We start from the raw sequence: 17922 nt of genomic DNA on the forward strand, positions 1-17922 counted from the left end.
TGTCTCCTCCTTTTATGAATGAAAAGAGCAATTGAATCCCATCAATTGCCCTTCTTAGTGAAGAAGATCTCTTCCTCACTTATCGTGTGTACCGTTTCAGTACAACGTAAATTTTGATCATTTCCATTAATCATTATCGAGTGTGTAATGAACTTGTTTTGTTCACGTTTAATTCCATTTAGTAGCATATTACTCGTGATACCTGTTGCAACAAAGACGCAATCATTGGTCGCTACTAATTGATCATGTGTTAAAACTTTATCAATATCTTCAATTCCCATATTTCTACATCTCTCAATCTCTTCAGCTGTTCTGGGAAGAAGTCTAGCCTGAATTTCTCCGCCTAGGCTTTTTATTCCGACAGCCGCTAAAACGCCTTCAGGAGCGCCTCCAATTCCAATAAACAAATCAGCGTACAATGATTCAATACAAGTAGAAATCGCTGGAATAACATCACCATCTTGAAATAAATACGTTTTGGCACCTAAACCACGAACAATATCTATCCAATTTTGATGCCTCTCTCGATCTTGAATCATCACAGTGAGCTCATGGATTTCTTTTCCACAAGCCATTGCAACCGCATACAAATTTTCTTCAAGAGGTGCATTAATATCAATTTTCCCTGCAGCCTTTGGTCCAGTAGCGATTTTTTCCATGTACATATCTGGTGCATGCAGTAAAGTACCCTGTGGAGCTGCAGCAATAACAGCAATCGCATCATTTTGGCCTTTCGATGTAGACGTTGTCCCATCTATCGGGTCTACCGCTATATCGATTTGTTTTCCCTTACCTGTTCCAACCTTCTCACCAATATATAGCATTGGCGCCTCGTCAATTTCACCTTCACCAATAACAATGGTGCCATCCATCTCGACTTGACTCAACATTGTTCTCATTGAATTCGTTGCGGCACGATCGGCTTCTATTTTGTTTCCACTTCCAACCCAAGGTAGTGAAGCAATAGCAGCAGATTCTGTTACACGTAAAAAATCATAGATTAATTGATTAATTGGAGATCACTCCTTATCAAATGCATGTCGCTCAAAAATTAGCTACAAGAATTTGAAGAGATTTCTTTACTAATTTCAGTAAAAAATTCTTTTTCTTTTTCAACGATTTTATCGACTTTCGCCTGCGAGCCACCTGCCCAATGGGAATTCAAATAAGCCGCAACAACCTTTTTCGTAGCTTCTGGTCCAAGAATTTGAGAGCCAATCGTTATAATTTGTGCATCATTACTTAATTGAGCTCTTTCAGCAGAATAAACATCATGAGTTAGTGCAGCACGAATTCCCGGATATTTATTAGCAGCAATACACATTCCAATTCCAGTACCACAAAGTAAAATTCCTCGTGCTACCTCGCCATTACTGACACCTGCTGCTACCTTAAATGCTACATCAGGATAATCAACCGCATCCTTTGAAAAGCAACCATAGTCCTCAACCTCATGACCAAGTTCTTCAACAAAGCTTTTTACGATTTCTTTTAAATCGAAAGCATTGTTATCGCACCCAATACCAATTTTCATTTTCGAATCCCCTTTCGTTTATTCACACGAAGTTATTATTCATTATTACTATACTATTATTCTATATTAATTATTTTCTTTTATCAACATTTATTTTCGTTTACTTTTGTTTTTGTGGTAAATAAAATATCCTGTATTAATCAAATAAACCCTTGCCTTCTATATAAATTAGGATTAAACTTTAATTAGTGATTAATACTTAGGAAACCTTAATAATTTTTATTTTAATTATTTTTTATTTTTATTTCGATTCAAATGAGGGGTAATCATGAATAAATTATTCGCTACTGAAAGAAGACAATTAATATTAAATATACTCGAGGAAAAAAAACGAGTAACAGTTAAGGATTTAGCAAGAGATGTAAACGTTTCCGAAGCGACGTTAAGAACCGATCTAAATGTCTTGGAAGAAGAAGGTTTGTTGACCCGAACTCATGGTGGAGCAGTTTTAAATGAAGATTTAACATCTGAGAAGGTAAGCTTTTCTGAGCGTGAAAAGAAGAATCCTGATTCTAAAAACATTATTGCCCAAAAAGCAATAAATTTGATCAACCAAAAAGACTGTATCTTGCTAGATGCTAGTACGACAGCCCTTGCTTTAGCTAGATTAATAAGACAGTCTACTTTAAATATAACGGTTGTAACAAATGGGATTTCTGCAGCGATTGAATTGAAGGAGAATCCTGGAGTAAATGTTATCTTAGTTGGTGGAATGGCGAGAATGGGGTCAATGGCGCTGGAAGGTTTGCTAGGAACGAATGTTTTAAATAAAATCAATATTGATACCATGTTTACATCTGCTAGAGGTTTTTCAATTGAGGAAGGGTTAACCGATTTTAATGTTTATGAGGTAGAATTAAAGAAGGTTATGGCGAGTAAGGCGGATAAGATTGTAGCATTATTAGACCATTCAAAGATTGGCACAAGCTCAATTGCCACCTTTGCAACCTTCGACCAGATTGATACGATTATTTGTGAAAAGGATTTGGATACCAGCCTCCTAAAAGAATTAACAAAACAAAACATTAAAGTTTTATAGAACGCAGAAAGGATACTCAATCAGAGTATCCTTTTCTTATTTCTGCTGATTAAAATTATATAAATGTTTTTCAAGCTCGTGAAGTAGGATTGTAAATGTCTCCATATTCCACGCAGTTCTTCCTACAAACAGGCCATTAACATCCTTGTGATCTATGTATTTTAGGAAATTTTCGAGGTTGACACTTCCGCCAAACAATATTGGAATATCACGGCCGATATCTGGAAACATGTCAATTAATGTCTCACGTAAGAATGAATGAATTTCCCCGACATATTCGGAATCCGCTGGAATTCCATTTTCACCGATTGCCCAAACTGGCTCATAGGCTATAAGAACCTGCTTTGCCTGTTCTTCTGAGAGTCCTTTTAGACATATCTTTAACTGTGAAGAAAGTACCTCTCGTGAAATTGAGTTATTCTTTTGCTCTATATTTTCACCAATACAAACTAAAGGCTTCATCCCATATTTCAACGCAGCGAACACCTTTTTATTAATATCTATATCATTTTCATTATAGTATTGTCTTCGCTCTGAATGGCCAAGCTCAACTAAGTCAAGACCAATCTCATCCAACATTTTTGGAGAGATTTCACCAGTATACGCTCCGGTATCTTCCCAGTGCATATTTTGTGCCCCAAGCTTTATTCTAGAGCCAGCGACTTCCTCTTTAATATCAACCAATGCTGTGTGGGAAGGAATGATAAACAACTCAATATTGGTAGTTAGCTCTCTTGCAAGTTGCTTAAGTTCCTTTGTATAGGTAATTCCTTCAGCAATCGTTTTCGTCATTTTCCAATTAGTGCCGACCCAAATTTTACTCATTTCCCCCGCCTTCTACCCATTCCTTCATTGATTTGAAGATGATTGAAACGGTTGTAGCACCTGCATCCTGATGACCAATTGCTCTTTCGCCTAAAGACTTTGCACGACCAAATTTCGCAATATAATCCTTTGTCGCTTCAACCCCTTCAACCGCAGCAGTTTCTGCTTTACAAAGCCCATCTACAAAGCTATCATTTGATGCTGCACTTGCTTTTAAAGCTTCAACCGCAGGCTGAAATGCATCAATCATCGTTTTATCTCCAAGTTCCGCCTTACCCCGTTGTTTGATTGCTTCTAGTGCCTTTTCATAAATCTCTGCTAATGAAGCCAGATCAAGTTTTTCTTTAGGCTCTAGCCCTTTGATTCCGCCAACAAACATTGTCCCGAATATAACGCCTGATGCTCCCCCCATTGAGGAAATCATCGACATACCAATCGTTTTAAACACGTCATTTACTGTTGAAAATTCAGTAGCTCTTAAATTTTCATCAGCTTTTGTAAACCCAACTGACATTCCGATTCCATGGTCACCGTCACCGATAGCGCTATCAATCTTTGTTAATAAAGGCTTGCTTTCTACTACCTTTTCACCTACATATAAAAACATTTCCTTCACTTGGTTTGGATTAAGGGTGTTTAGTGTTTGTGTCGCCATTATTTCACTCCTCCTTTAACTTTTTCAGCTTTGTTGTAATATGGTGAATGTGCAGGAGCATTATATAACTCTTTTAATTCATCATCTAATTTCAAGAATGTAATAGAGAAGCCACCCATCTCTTGAGTTGTACAGTAGCTATTTACATCCATATCATAAATAGTGATGCCTTTTTCCTCTAATATTTGAGCAACTCTTCGATTTACAATCAATAATTCTAATAATGTAGTAGAGCCTAAACCGTTTACATAAACAGCCGCTTCATCCCCAGCTTGAATCTTACTTTCTGCTAATAATGTCTCAAGTAATTCATCGGTTAACTGATCTGCAGGCATTAGTTTGGTACGTCTTATTCCTTGTTCACCATGAATTCCCATTCCAAGTTCAATTTCATCATCTCCTAAAACAAATGGAGGCTCTGTTTCCCCAGGAATAGATCCTGGTGATGTTGCTACACCGATGGAGAATGTTTGGTCTGCTGCCTTTTGCGTTACACGTGTTACTTCTTCTAAATTCCAGCCTTTTTCGGAAGCAGCTCCTGCAATTTTTATTACAAACACATCTCCAGCAATTCCTCTGCGGTCAGCTTTTCGTTCTTCTGGGGCTGATGCAACGTCATCAGCTACTAAAACAGTTCTAGTTTGTATATCTTCGAAGTCTAATAGTTCTGCTGCCATATCAAAGTTAAGTACGTCACCAGCGTAATTTCCATATACAAATAAGACACCTTTACCTTGATCAACTGCTTTCGCAACGTCTTGAACAGTATTTGGTGTCGGTGCTGCAAATACATTTCCAATTGCTACCCCATCAGCAAGACCCTCCCCGACGAAACCGAGGAAAAGGGGTTCGTGTCCACTACCTCCACCTGTTACGATCGCAACCTTGTCCTTCATATCTTTACGAATGATTCCGTTTACATTTTCCACTTTCGTTAACGAGTCTTTAAATGCATACATATAACCTTCGAGTGCTTCTTGTACAACATGACTAGGATTGTTGATTATCTTTTTCACTTGCTGTCCCCCCTGATAAGTAATATATTAAAAAATAAAACTATTTTAATTATTTTTGTTTGCTTTCATTTATTATTTTAATCTTTTATTTAAGCACTGTCAATTTACAAATTGAAATTCATTCAAAAATAGATTAGTAGAAAAGGAGTACCTCGGAGCCAAGTTATTGGCTGAATTAGGTACTCCTCCCTATATATTATTTGTATCCGTTGTTAATTAGTTTAATGCCGAGTTTTAGGGCTTCTTCAAATGCACTTGGATCTACGATACCTTTGCCTGCAATATCAAATGCTGTACCATGTGCAGGTGTTGTGATCACGATTGGCAAACCACCACTAATAGTTACACCTTTATTAAAGCCCATTGTTTTCATTCCAATTTGCGCTTGGTCATGGTACATACCCAGTAAGCAGTTAAAGTTTTCCTTTTTCAAACGAAGGAAGATGGTGTCTGCTGAGAATGGTCCATGCGCATCTACGCCTTGACTTTTCGCTTCTTCAACTGCAGGAGAGATGATTTCATTTTCTTCATCTCCTAATAGCCCATTATCACCAGCATGTGGATTTAAGCCAGCAACAGCAATTTTCGGTTCAATTCCTGCTTTTGAAACGATTTTATCTGCAAAAAGAATACTGTTTAGAACATTTTCTTTCGTGATATTTTCTGCAACTTCCTTTAAAGGAATATGAGATGTAACACGAGTAAACCAAACGCCATCCATTACGTTTACTTCCATGAAGCCTGACTCAAGACCAAAAACAGAAGCTACTAAATGGATATCATCTTTATATGTATATCCTCCTTGATACAGAGCACTTTTGTTCATTGGTCCATAGGAAAGACCGTCTAACTTTTCTTGTTTTGCAAGCTCTAATGCAAATACTAGATTGTCACCAGCTGCCTTACCCGACCTCTCATTAAGTACACCCATTTCGATGTCAGCAGGATCTGTATTTTTTGTATCGATTAGCCAAACTGATGCAACCTCTGGTTGGACATCATCAATGTTTTCGACTTTTTGATAATTTAACTCTAGCCCAGCTGTGCTCGCGCCACGATTAAAAATTCGCTCGTCACCAATTAAAATCCAAGTAGCCGATTCTAAAATTTCTTTGTTTGCAAATGATTTTGCGACTACCTCAGGCCCAACACCTGCAGCATCTCCATATAATAATCCAATAGTTGGTTTACTCATGCTAACTCCCCCTTTAGATATGTAAATTCTTTTAGCTTAAAATATTTAATAAAATAGTAACAGTGATAATACTTAGGAATGTGTTAAATATAGTTGCGACTGAAACAAATTTTGGTTGAATATTAAATTCCAATGAATACAATGTTACGTTTACCGCGGTTGGCATTGCTGCTAGAGTAATAATGACATTCCGATAGATAGGTTCTACTGGTAATAACAATGTAATAGCCACTGCAACCAATGGTGAAATAATTAACCTCATTGTTGTGACAAAGGATATTTGTCTCCAGTCCAAGACTTCCATTTTTAAGTTTGCTAGCTGCATTCCCAATAGAAGCATAATAATCGGGATTGCACCATTAGCTAATAAATTTATAATAGAATAAATATTTTCTGGTAACATCGGGAATTGCCTAAATAAAAAGGCAAAAAAGACAGCATATATAGCAGGTAACTTAAAGATATTTTTCAGGCCTTTAACGAAATTTTCTTTACTTCTTGATGCGTAATAAATTCCAACCGTATTAAATAAAATGAGCTGGATCACGTAAAAGGAGATCGCAATATGAAAGGCCTCTTCTCCAAATACAAATAACACGATTGGCGTACCATAGTTCCCTGCATTCATAAAGACCGTAGAAAGGATAAAAGCACTTTCTGTATCGGCATCTAATTTTCGAAACCGCACAACTACCTTATCAATAGTAATTGTAATAATCATTAGCAATAGTACAATGATTACCATCATCAGGTACTGTTGCTCTATCTTCGTTTCTAGTAGGGACCGAAAGACAAGGCATGGAATTAAAACATAAACCGTAACTGTGGACAATGCTTTGACATCCAAGCCTTTCACTTTTTGTAGAATAAAGCCAATAAAAAACACTGTAAATACTGGTAATATGGCCCCAACAATTATACTCATTTTTTAATTAACCCATTTTTACGCTGTTGGATTGATATTAGTGTTGTTAGTTTTCTTCCGTTTTTTAATGTAATCACTCACAAGTGGGAAGAACAGCATAAGAATTGAAACAACAATTAGTGTCACACTAATTGGTCTTGTAAGGAATATTGTAAAATCACCATCAGACATTTGAACTGAACGTCTGAATTGGCTTTCTGCAATCGGGCCTAATACAACACCTAAAATAATCGTTGCTAATGGGAATTTAAATCTTTCTAGTAAATATCCAATTACTCCAAAGATCACCATAACAATGATGTCAAAGAAGCTGTTTCTAACTGTATACGTTCCGATCGCACATAGTACTACAATTAATGGACCTAAAATGGAATATGGAATTTTTACTATTTTCTCGAATAGCTTAATAAATGGTGTTGAAACAAATAACATTAGGATGTTTGAAATTAATAATCCTGCAAAAATGGTATACATTAAAACTGGGTCTGTTTTAAATAACATTGGTCCTGGTTGCATTCCGTGTAGTATGAATGCTCCGATCAGTATTGCTGTTGTAGCACCACCAGGAATTCCTAGCGCAAGGAGTGGAACTAAACTTCCCATTGCTGCAACATTATTCGCTGTTTCTGATGCAGCTATTCCTTTTGGATTACCTTTTCCAAACGTTTCTTTTTCCTCATCTTTTGACCATCTAACCGTTTCACTATAACTTAACATTGATGCAGTAGTTGCACCTACGCCTGGAAGGATACCAATAATTATCCCAATTACGGAAGAACCAACTATAGTACCGCTAATTTTTTTAAAGATTTCCTTTTCAAAAATTTTCGTCTTAACTACCTTCATAGCTTTTTCTAAGGTATGAGATTCAGTGCTTTTCTTAATAAATTCAGATATTGCAAAAAGACCGGTTATAACTGGAATTAGGTGAATACCAGATGTTAACACAGGCGTATCAAATGTATATCGTAAAGTACCTGTCAGAGCATCCATACCAATCGTAGCAATCATTAATCCAAATAGGACCCCAATTAAGCCTTTTAAAACATCTTTTCCGCTTAAGGAGGCTACAACTGTAAGTCCCATGAAGGCCAAAGCAAAATACTCAGGTGATGAAAAGGACAGGGCAACTTCCGCAAGAAATGGAGTTAAGGTGATTAAGAAAAATACTCCAACCAATCCACCAATAACGGATGTTAAAATCGTAATCCCTAACGCTCGTCCGGCATATCCCTGTTGCGCCATGGGGTAACCATCATAGGTTGTAAATATTGCTTCCGGTGTACCCGGTGTCCGAAGCAATATCGCACCGAAGGCACCAGATAAGCTACAAATCGAATAAATACCAGTAAGTAATATGAATGCAGCAGCCGGCTCAAACGAATACGTGACAGGTAACAGGATAACAACTAGCATCGTTCCACTGATTCCAGGAATAGCCCCACCTATATAGCCGATCACAATTGCAAGCAATAACATTAATATATTCATTGGGTCAGTAACAACATTTAATAACCCTAACCATAAGTACTCTAACATATTCTCCCCCCTGACTTGACTGTTTCATCCAGATGTTAGAAAGCTTTTAAACACCTTGTTTTATATAAAATGATATAATCTATAAAACTAAAAATAGTAGCCTTTAGTAAAATAGAAGACTAAATTCTCTAAATATGCCTATTCCACGCGGCAAAGGTACCTTGAGAACAATGGAAAATAACCAAACAAAGAATACTGTAAGGATGACTGATACCAGTATTATTACGAGTTGTTTCTTTGCACCCAGAACTTGAGTTAAGAGATATAAAAATAAGATTGATGATATGATAAAGCCAAAAACGTATAAACCTACCGAATAAAGAATGATTGATAAAATCGATATTATGCTCATTGGTATATTAAAAATTCTTTTTTCGGGTTCCTCTGTTTCTTTTGACTTTTCTAATTGCGCAGCAGCTGCTTTTTTAGATGTAATAAATGTTTTAATAATTCCCATAATCGCTAAAACCAACATTAAGATTAATATAATGGAAGGCCAAGCCTTAGGACCTAAAATAGTTGTTTTATTTGCAGAATGAATTTGTGTAGTTGACATTAGAAAGAATCCAGCAAATGCAATTACGATGCTATAAAATAGATAATCCTTTTTAGAAGCGGTCACAATGTCTCCCTCCCTATAATCAAGAAAATTCAGTAGGAGGAGTCCCCCTCCTACCGATTAAAATCATTGTTGTAACTCATCCATAATTACTTTGTATTTTTCGATTAATTCTTCTGTTCTCTTAGTGAAGTCAGCAGAATTTAACCAGCCTTCTCTTAAATGTAAATAGTTATCTTCCTCATATTTTTGATAGCTTTCCGTTTCATATGCTTTTTTCATTGCTTCTTCTAAAATTTTAATGATTTCTGGATCAGTATCTGCTTTAATATAAAAACCGCGTTCATTTCCATCAGTTAAATCCCAACCTAATTCAACGGTTGTTGGAACATCTGGGAAAGCTTCTAATCTTTCTTCAGCAAACACTACTAGAGGAATAATGGACCCGTCATCAGCTAGTGACTTGGTTGGACCAAATTCATCAACCATTGCTTCTAAGTGACCACCTAGTACTCCAGCATGCATCTCACCTGATCCTTCCATCGGAACAAAGTTCAAATCCACTTTAGCTGCTTCACCAAACATAAATACAGTCATTTCGTCCATACCTAAAGAACCAGTACCGCCAACCGTGATCTTTCCTGGTTTTTCTTCAGCAGCTTTCAAAAAGTCTTCAACAGATTTATATTTATCTTTCTTTACCCACAATGCATAAGTATCAGCTTGAAAACGAGCAATCGGTGTAAAATCATCTAGACCATGTGTATTTGTACCAGCTGCCGTTGTAATAGAAAATGCAGCATCTCCAATCAATGTATAACCGTCAGAAGGTGCATTAAACGCATTTTGTGCGGCAACAACCCCAGCTCCACCTTCTTGGTTGACAACGTTAATGTTAACACCCAAGATTTCTTCTAATTCTTTTGTAACAGCCCTTGTGAACATATCGGTACCTCCGCCAGCACCGTGTCCGACAAGAACTTCAATATTTCTTTCTGGATATCCACTAGCCTTTTTACCATCTCCATCATCAGATGAACCACCAGATTCTTTTGATCCACCACCGCTACATGCAGCTAAAAGCATTGTAAGACCTATTAATAAGATCCCAATAAAATTAAATTTTCTCTTCATTTTCAATGTCCCCCATTTTTTCATATAAACTTTCACAAGGCCTTCGCTTCAAATACAAGTAACCGGTATTTTTAGAAGCTTTCACCCCCTCAATTAGAATAAAATAGATTCATAGTTTTATTTATAAAAAAACTTATTTTGCACTCGTTTTTATCCCTCTCGTAATCGGTTCCAATTGGGCTTGTACATATTTCCCTACATCTAATATGACATTATGTGGATCTGTAGCTGCTTCTACCGTTTCTTCCTCAACCATGATCCATCCTTTATAGTTTGAGTTGAATAGAATTTCCGTAATTGCAGGGAAATCGATATCACCTGTACCCATTTTTCGCCACTTAAATGTGTTCGAGCAATCTTTTATATGCACATGTTTTATAATAGAAAGATTATCTCTAATAATTTCTACCGGATTCATTCCACCCGCTTTAATATGACCAGCGTCAGGTGTATAACTCAAGTATCTTCTATCTAATAGGTCGAACATGACAGCATAATCTTCTTTTGTTCTAAAATACGAGGTTTTTGGAGATGCAGGATGGAAAGAAGCAATTACGCCACTTTCATTTGCACGTTCACCAAGTGTGTTTACACAATTGATAATTTCCTTTTGTCTCTTTAATAAATGATCTCTATTGGGACCAACCCTTGCAGGAACATTCATAACAGCTCCTGGAAAATGTGTTAAATAATTTATGTAGTAATCGGCATGTGCTTTTTCCTCTACAGATTCATTCTCTCCTGCCCACGTAAACGGAACAGTTAATGCCGCTAATTCTATTTCTCGCTTTGCTAGCTCTTCTTTTAGTCGTTCTGGTTGATTTTTATATTTTCCTAAAAGTGCAACCTGCACATCAATCCCTTGAAATCCAGCTTCTTTTACGGTATCCATGATTTCATCCAGATAGTCACACTCTTTATCATAATCAAGCTCCCATGTTGATCCATGGCATCCAAACTTTATTGACACCCCAAATCCCCTCCTTATATACTAGTAATATCTGAAAGTTGGTAATAGTGTAACTGCAAACGTTTCCAAGTAGTATTTTTCTTAATTTTATCATTTATTTTCACATTGTCAATAATAAATAACAACAAACAAAAATAAAACAATAGTATTCATAGGATATCAATAATACGTTGGATGTAAATGAAAGTAAATTTAATAGTAATTTAATAGTATTGGTTAGCATTTCACCACGTTTTCGTAAACAAAATGTTCTTTATGAGGTAATTGATCATATTTTGTTTTTTTGCGAAATGAAAAAAATTCCGTAACAAGCACTAGTTATACGGAATTTTTTATTAGAAATTATTAATTTTTTGTCCAATAATCTTCTATAATCTACTTACGGTTATATAGGAATTTGCTAGTACTACTTTCGAGTCCCTATTCTTAACCAACTCCACACAAATACCCAAAAGAGCGCGGCTTAGTCTTTTTCCTATTTTCATTTTGTATTTCAAAAGCTATTCTTTCTATTCTTTGTCATTCTGAACGGAATTCTTATAATGACTGTGTTCATTAATAGTAAGCTGTTCAAGCATATTCAATTGTAGTTGGTTCAACATTTGCTCTAATTCTCCGAGTGTTACCGGCTTAGCAGTTTTCATTAACTCATACCCAAGTTCCCCAGTAATCTCAATCGAAGCAGTTTCAACATCTGTAATTGAAGAGATTCCGTTTTCTCGTAATCTTGCTTCTAACTGTTCAACAGTCATGCGTAACTTTTTTAGATTGTCTGCTCTAATTATTCCATTCTGGATAACCTGTGTTGGCTTCCCTATAAATAACCTTTCCATACCACTAAATTTAATTGTTAAAAACTGAATAAGTAAAAGAAGTGCTACAAGGGAACATAAGGCAAATATTGTTTTTATTAAATTATGTTCTGAAATAGCGTGACCAGTTGTTGATGCAATTGCCAATATTGTTATAGTCTCTATTCCTGTCATTTGTGACACAGTTTTTTTACCTGCAATCCGAAATAAGCAAAAACCAATAAATAATATTGCTACCGATTCCCAGATATAACTCATTTCATCCCTCATTTTTAACTTTACGTTTTTTGATCAGTTTTGAGATGGGGGTTTTACTGCCCGTTAATACGGGATAAATATATATCCATTCAGTAACCCCCAATGTTCAAGTAGACAATTGTTAAAATTAGGATATTGACACTGTTAGAGTCTCCAATCATGCAAAATTTATGATGGGAAGTTTATTGAACAACCTATTAATTTGAAAGTATAAAAAATTGGGTTAAACGTCTAGGCATGGGACAATCGTGGAGCATAAGATGAAATTGTGATTAACAAGTGGGTAGAATCACTAAGAATTGTGAAATCTATAAAAGGCTATGTTGTTATTTTGTAAAAAAGAATAATAAGTTGGGAGATGAAAAGGTGTGAAAGAAATTGAAGAAAAGCAATATCGTGAAGAGTTATTAGAATGGTGTAATAACATCCATTATCACTGGGAAAGAATGAAACCGAGATTTTCAAAACTATTTGATTTAAAAAGTGTAGAGGAATGGGAAGAAACCTGCCTTGGATTGAAACAAAAATTAGAGTCAGATATTATAGTGGACGATGATGAATATCGTACAGCTGAAAACTTATATGAGCAGTGGGAGCTTTTGTATAATGAATCAATAAATGACCGTGAAGAAACTACATCTGATGAGAAGGAGATGGTAGAGTTATCTTCTGATTCCGATATTGAAATAGAATTGGCAGATCGGGAAAGCGAAACAATAGAAGATGACCTGATCCAGCTAACATTCAATTTGGAAATACCAAGACAGGAATTCAGAAGAATTTTATCAGACTACAAAACGATGATTAGTCAGCCAAAATAGATTTTTTTCGCAACCATCATCCTTGAAAAACGCCAAACCCTACATCAATGGAATTGGCGTTTATTTATTTGAAACACCCACAAATACGCTTATTGTTTTACTTCTATAGAATGAGGTCCGACTTATTCTAACATGCCTAATAATATATACTCCCTTTTTGTTACTACACCCGTGATTGGTATATTATTTTCTTTTTGAAATAGTTTAACGGCTCTTTCAGTTTCCTTATTGTAAATTCCATGTACCTTCCCATTATATAAACTCATTAGCTTTAGTCTTTCTTGTACAATTTGGACCAAAGTTCCTTTTGATCCATAAGCTAGAGATTTTAATTCTCCTCTTCCAAACCCGGTAATTGGTCCCTCAATATGTACAACAGTTCCTTCAGAAACTATTTCAAATAGCTCTTCTACATCGCTGTTATGCATTCTAATACATCCACCACTAATGTTTTTTCCCATTAACCACGGTTTGTTTGTTCCGTGTATACCGTAATTTCCCCATGGTACATCTAACCCTAACCAACGTGTGCCAAACCCACCTCCCCAATCCTTATCTTTAGTAATGATCATAAATGTTCCTATTGGCGTGGGGGTTTGATCGGTTCCAGGTGCAATTTTATATTTCTTTATTACAGTTTCCCCTTCAATTAAATAAAGCTCCTTCGCCCACAGATCAATTTTAATATACATCCTTTGCAAGTTCTCACCGTGTACTTGACTGTTTGATGGTATTGTTAAGGATATAATGATTAAGATAAAAAAATATATATAAGTTACCCGCATTTTGTTTTTCATCTTAGAATAACCCCTTCAATCTGCATCCTTAGTTACTTAAAAACGGAGTCACTTTATCTAGTGCATCCTGGAGTTTTTCACTATTTTTTTGATACATTTCTTTTGCGGATTGGTTATTTGTTTGTAAGGCAAATAATTCTAAATCCGCCTGACATTTTTTTATCGTGGCAAGCAGTAATGGTTTCTCCTGTGGAGATGGGACCTTGATCTTATCATCAAATAGATCGACTGTCAGTTGTCCATATGTATCTACTTGCCCTAAGAACACATTTTCAATGCTGACGCCAATTTTATCAAGTTCCGTTTCTAGCCAATTCTGACTGTGTCCAGATGAAGATAATGGTTCATGCATGATTTCTCCATCCATAATAACCGTTTGAGGTTCTTTTATTGGAGCAACAGCGAGATTTAGGACTTTGGCGGTTATTGGTTGATTTTCCTTTTTTAATAAGACACTTAAGCTTCCATCCGTTTCTAATACAGCGAATTCAACATCTGCTACCTGAAAGACATCCTTATTTCGTAGTTTTGCTAGTAATTCATCAATTGTATATTTTTCTTTTTTTAAATTGTCTTCCATTACTTTTCCATCTTGAATAAAAACGGTTCCTTTTCCTTCAGCAAAGTCCCTTACTATTTTACTATTTAATGAAATGAAACCCATGATAAACGGAACAGCAAACCAGACACCCATACCTATTAATCCATGACTGAAATGTCGATCCAGTCCTGTGGAGACCTCTGCAGCAATACTGCCTATTGTAATTCCATTAATATATTCGAAAAAGGAGAGCTGTGAAATTTGCTTTTTACCTAACCATTTCGTTAAAAAAAATAATACGATAAGTAAGACTAGTGATCGTACGGCAATACTTATCCAATCTGGCATGATCGTAACTCCTTACAATTGATTTAAAACCCTTTATATTGATCTTCCTCCCGCTCAATTTCGCTAACTCGTATTTTTAGATCATTCTTTATTTCATCCATGATCATCATGGTTTCATGAAAAGTTCGTTTCGCCTCTCTGTCTTGTGTGCGTAATGCTAAGCTTGAAAACAGAGCTTCAATACTTTTTATACTTGAAAGACATTGTTTAACCTGAGAGCCAACTGTCACCTTACATTCTCCTTTATCCTTTTGGTTTAAAAAATATTGCGCCAATCATCCCGAAAATGATAGCGGCCGATATACCAGCACTTGTAACTTCAAACATCCCGGTTACCACTCCGACGAGCCCATGCTTTTCCGCTTCGGCCATTGCACCATGTACAAGGGAATTGCCGAAACTAGTAATCGGAACAGTTGCTCCAGCACCTGCAAAGTCGATGAACGGTTCGTATAAACCAAATGCGTCCAAAAGTGCCCCAAGTACGACAAATGTAGATAATGTATGTGCAGGAGTGAGTTTAAAAACATCAAACATGATCTGCCCAATCACACAAATGAGTCCACCTATGACAAAAGCCCAAAAGAAAATCATGACTGCTCCCCACCTTCATTTTCAATTGATACCGCATGCGCAATACAGGGAATTGATTCTTTTTGCTGAAACGTTAGAGGAGAAAGTAGGGCACCCGTTGCAACAACTAGGACCCGATTTAACTCCCCTTTTTTCATTCGATTTAAAATATGTCCATAAACGACTGTTGCGGAACAACCTGCCCCACTAGCACCTGAAAGTACGGGCTGCCCTTCCCGGTATATGATTAGACCACAATCCTGAAAATTTTCTTCCTTAATTGGAGTGCCGTGTTTTTTAAATAAATCAAGTGACACCTCTCGACCGATATGACCAAGATCTCCCGTCACGATTAAATCGTAATATGATGGATCAACGTTTCGTTCTTTTAAATGAGCCTCGATTGTATCAACAGCAGCAGGTGCCATTGCACCTCCCATATTAAATGGGTCAGTCAATCCCATATCTACAATTTTACCGATGGTTGCTGATGTTACCCGTGGACCTGACCCCGTAGAACTAACTAATGCCACACCCGCACCTGTAACAGTCCATTGCGCAGTTGGAGGTTTTTGCCCACCATACTCGGTTGGATAACGAAATTGCTTTTCAACCGCTGCATTATGACTAGAAGCACCCGTTAATATGTATTTTGCTCCGTTATAATTCACAATAAATGCTGATAGCGCTAATCCTTCCATTGAGGTAGAGCAAGCCCCGAACAATCCTAGATAAGGACTACCTAGTGTTCTAGTCGCAAAGCTTGTTGGAGTGATTTGATTGATTAGATCGCCACCGAGGAAAAACTGAATCTGCGCCTTTTGCAAATTGGCTTTTTCGATCGCCTTTTGACAAGCTTCCTCTAACATGACTTGATGTGCCTTTTCAAACGAATCTTGATTGAGCCAAATTTCACCATGAATTAAGTCAAAATCTTGCGGAATTTTCCCTTTTGCCTCAAATGGTCCGACAACTGTTCCAGTCGAAATAATGACAGGCTTTTGATCGAAAATCCAAGTTCGATGACCAGTCAGCATTACAGTCCCCCCCACGTGATCAGAATGGTCTTAATGGTCGCGATAATAAAGGCCGAAAAAACGCCAAATAAGATAACTGAACCTGCCAATTTAAACATATTACCACCAACACCCAGAACAAAACCCTCTGTACGATGTTCAATCGCTGCGGAGATAACAGCATTTCCGAACCCTGTCACTGGCACGGCGGAACCAGCACCTCCAAATTGTGCAATTCTATCATAAACCCCAAATCCCGTTAAAAACATGGAAATGAAAATTAAGGTAGCAACTGTTGGATTTCCGGCTGTTTGATCTGTAAAATCAAAAAAATATATGTAAAATGTCTGAATCGCCTGTCCTATTAGGCAGATGATGCCACCAATTAGAAACGCTTTGATACAGTTTTTAAATAAGGGTCGTTTTGTTTCTCGTTCATTTTGAAAGGCTTGATATTCTTGTTGAACTGGGGTTAATTTTTTCTTTTTTTTATTTGACATAGGCTACCCTCACTAAGTATCATGCTTCCTCTTTCATCAAGGTTTTGATATTCCCTAATTCTTTTTTGAGTTCTTTTTCACCGGTTTTCCCTTTCTCAAGCTTTCTCTCTAATATATCCAATTCTAAAAAAATCTTTTGATCGGTTGACACTTGAATTTTGTAATCTGGATATTTCTTTTTTAACCCTTCTTTCACATTCTTTTCAATGGATTTCAGTTGAAATCTATCCATCTGTGGAACCGTTATGGCAATAAGGAGATCTTGATCCGTATTGACTCCTCGAACCCCGGTGACATCATCCCTTTTGATTATTAGTTCTTTTGCTTGATTTGCCGTGTATTGATTCGTAGTTTTTTTCGCGTTTATTTGGGTAATAGCTGTACTACGATTTTTAACAGAATCCAAGTTCTCCTTACACCCCGTTAATAATCCAAAAATCAAAAAGATAAAAACGCTACATCGAAAGATATACCTCTGCATATATACCAATCCCATCCAAGTAACATTCCAATTCAAGAAAAGGCTGGTTTCAATAACCAACCTTGATGTTAGATTTATTCCTGTTGATATTGTGGTTCCTCCGAATCTAATTCTTGCAAACGTGGGTTAAGACTATCCACAATCATTTGAGTTTGTTGAGCGGCAGTTTGATACATTTGTTTTGCTTGTTGATTTTGAGTTTGAAGTGAAAATTGTTCAAGGCTAGCCTGTGCACTCTTCAAACCTGCGATTGTTTGTTTGACCTGACTCTTAACTGTCATAATTTTCCCTCACTTCTTCTGATTTTACCTAAACATTTATAGAATTAGTTAAAGGGATTCATTTTATAAAACCCAATTTCTTACAAATCAAAGAAAGAGAAAA

Annotated in this window: 22 protein-coding genes; 2 read left to right on the top strand and 20 right to left on the bottom strand. The window is 36.5% G+C overall.

Annotation, left to right across the window (positions count from 1 at the left end):
- Positions 1 to 41: 41 nt before the first annotated feature.
- Positions 42 to 1013: a class II fructose-bisphosphatase gene (gene glpX, locus V7097_RS13365; protein ID WP_335704169.1), complete on the bottom strand. Its 972-nt coding sequence runs from the start codon at positions 1011 to 1013 to the stop codon at positions 42 to 44.
- A gap of 38 nt (positions 1014 to 1051) precedes the next feature.
- Positions 1052 to 1534, bottom strand: a complete 483-nt coding sequence (locus V7097_RS13370; protein ID WP_335704115.1) for an RpiB/LacA/LacB family sugar-phosphate isomerase — start codon at positions 1532 to 1534, stop codon at positions 1052 to 1054.
- Positions 1535 to 1802: 268 nt separating this feature from the next.
- Between V7097_RS13370 and V7097_RS13375 the strand changes: the two genes are divergently transcribed.
- Positions 1803 to 2573, top strand: coding sequence for a DeoR/GlpR family DNA-binding transcription regulator (locus V7097_RS13375; protein ID WP_335704116.1), 771 nt, complete (start codon positions 1803 to 1805; stop codon positions 2571 to 2573).
- A 36-nt stretch (positions 2574 to 2609) separates the two neighbouring features.
- Here V7097_RS13375 and V7097_RS13380 read toward each other — a convergent pair whose 3' ends face one another.
- From V7097_RS13380 to V7097_RS13425, 10 genes are all read right to left on the bottom strand, one after another.
- Complete coding sequence (locus V7097_RS13380; protein ID WP_335704117.1) at positions 2610 to 3398, bottom strand: triose-phosphate isomerase; 789 nt, start codon at positions 3396 to 3398, stop codon at positions 2610 to 2612.
- Entirely contained in the window at positions 3391 to 4053 is a 663-nt protein-coding gene (gene dhaL / locus V7097_RS13385; RefSeq protein WP_335704118.1) for a dihydroxyacetone kinase subunit DhaL, read from the bottom strand. Before dhaL ends, V7097_RS13380 begins: the two co-directional genes overlap by 8 nt.
- The gene (locus V7097_RS13390) at positions 4053 to 5069 is read right to left on the bottom strand and encodes a dihydroxyacetone kinase subunit DhaK (RefSeq protein WP_335704119.1); all 1017 of its coding nucleotides are present in this window, start codon (positions 5067 to 5069) and stop codon (positions 4053 to 4055) included. Before V7097_RS13390 ends, dhaL begins: the two co-directional genes overlap by 1 nt.
- A 196-nt stretch (positions 5070 to 5265) precedes the next feature.
- Positions 5266 to 6264 carry a PdxA family dehydrogenase gene (locus tag V7097_RS13395; RefSeq protein WP_335704120.1) on the bottom strand — a complete coding sequence of 333 codons (999 nt, stop codon included), beginning with the start codon at positions 6262 to 6264 and terminating at the stop codon, positions 5266 to 5268.
- A gap of 31 nt (positions 6265 to 6295) precedes the next feature.
- Entirely contained in the window at positions 6296 to 7189 is an 894-nt protein-coding gene (locus V7097_RS13400; protein WP_335704121.1) for an AEC family transporter, read from the bottom strand.
- 18 nt (positions 7190 to 7207) lie between these two features.
- Entirely contained in the window at positions 7208 to 8728 is a 1521-nt protein-coding gene (locus tag V7097_RS13405; RefSeq protein WP_335704122.1) for a tripartite tricarboxylate transporter permease, read from the bottom strand.
- Between the two features lie 103 nt (positions 8729 to 8831).
- Complete coding sequence (locus V7097_RS13410) at positions 8832 to 9350, bottom strand: tripartite tricarboxylate transporter TctB family protein (RefSeq protein ID WP_335704123.1); 519 nt, start codon at positions 9348 to 9350, stop codon at positions 8832 to 8834.
- Positions 9351 to 9413: 63 nt separating this feature from the next.
- Entirely contained in the window at positions 9414 to 10421 is a 1008-nt protein-coding gene (locus V7097_RS13415; protein WP_335704124.1) for a tripartite tricarboxylate transporter substrate binding protein, read from the bottom strand.
- Between the two features lie 133 nt (positions 10422 to 10554).
- Complete coding sequence (locus V7097_RS13420) at positions 10555 to 11391, bottom strand: sugar phosphate isomerase/epimerase family protein (RefSeq protein ID WP_335704125.1); 837 nt, start codon at positions 11389 to 11391, stop codon at positions 10555 to 10557.
- 509 nt (positions 11392 to 11900) lie between these two features.
- Positions 11901 to 12461, bottom strand: coding sequence for a DUF421 domain-containing protein (locus V7097_RS13425; RefSeq protein ID WP_335704126.1), 561 nt, complete (start codon positions 12459 to 12461; stop codon positions 11901 to 11903).
- Between the two features lie 368 nt (positions 12462 to 12829).
- Here V7097_RS13425 and V7097_RS13430 point away from each other — a divergent pair, with 368 nt between their 5' ends.
- A complete protein-coding gene (locus V7097_RS13430) occupies positions 12830 to 13282 on the top strand; it encodes a hypothetical protein (RefSeq protein WP_335704127.1) in 453 nt (150 codons plus the stop codon).
- Positions 13283 to 13404: 122 nt separating this feature from the next.
- On the opposite strand, the gene V7097_RS13435 is transcribed toward V7097_RS13430, so the two are convergent.
- The 8 genes from V7097_RS13435 to V7097_RS13470 form a co-directional block, all read right to left on the bottom strand.
- A complete protein-coding gene (locus V7097_RS13435) occupies positions 13405 to 14079 on the bottom strand; it encodes a L,D-transpeptidase family protein (protein ID WP_335704128.1) in 675 nt (224 codons plus the stop codon).
- A 28-nt stretch (positions 14080 to 14107) separates the two neighbouring features.
- Positions 14108 to 14968 (bottom strand): DUF421 domain-containing protein, encoded by an 861-nt coding sequence (locus V7097_RS13440; RefSeq protein ID WP_335704129.1) that lies wholly within the window; start codon positions 14966 to 14968, stop codon positions 14108 to 14110.
- A gap of 23 nt (positions 14969 to 14991) precedes the next feature.
- The gene (locus V7097_RS13445; RefSeq protein WP_335704130.1) at positions 14992 to 15198 is read right to left on the bottom strand and encodes a DUF1657 domain-containing protein; all 207 of its coding nucleotides are present in this window, start codon (positions 15196 to 15198) and stop codon (positions 14992 to 14994) included.
- Positions 15199 to 15211: 13 nt separating this feature from the next.
- On the bottom strand, positions 15212 to 15562 hold the full coding sequence (gene spoVAE, locus V7097_RS13450; RefSeq protein WP_335704131.1) for a stage V sporulation protein AE: 351 nt from the start codon (positions 15560 to 15562) through the stop codon (positions 15212 to 15214).
- On the bottom strand, positions 15559 to 16578 hold the full coding sequence (spoVAD, locus tag V7097_RS13455) for a stage V sporulation protein AD (RefSeq protein WP_335704132.1): 1020 nt from the start codon (positions 16576 to 16578) through the stop codon (positions 15559 to 15561). The genes spoVAE and spoVAD overlap by 4 nt, the downstream gene beginning before the upstream one ends.
- The gene (gene spoVAC, locus V7097_RS13460; protein ID WP_335704133.1) at positions 16578 to 17057 is read right to left on the bottom strand and encodes a stage V sporulation protein AC; all 480 of its coding nucleotides are present in this window, start codon (positions 17055 to 17057) and stop codon (positions 16578 to 16580) included. The genes spoVAD and spoVAC overlap by 1 nt, the downstream gene beginning before the upstream one ends.
- A 19-nt stretch (positions 17058 to 17076) precedes the next feature.
- Positions 17077 to 17463, bottom strand: coding sequence for a YhcN/YlaJ family sporulation lipoprotein (locus V7097_RS13465; RefSeq protein WP_335704134.1), 387 nt, complete (start codon positions 17461 to 17463; stop codon positions 17077 to 17079).
- A gap of 149 nt (positions 17464 to 17612) precedes the next feature.
- Complete coding sequence (locus V7097_RS13470) at positions 17613 to 17819, bottom strand: DUF1657 domain-containing protein (RefSeq protein WP_335704135.1); 207 nt, start codon at positions 17817 to 17819, stop codon at positions 17613 to 17615.
- Positions 17820 to 17922: the final 103 nt, after the last annotated feature.

This window comes from Bacillus sp. JJ1562 (assembly GCF_036962705.1).
In the GTDB taxonomy this organism is placed as follows: domain Bacteria; phylum Bacillota; class Bacilli; order Bacillales; family Bacillaceae_L; genus Ferdinandcohnia.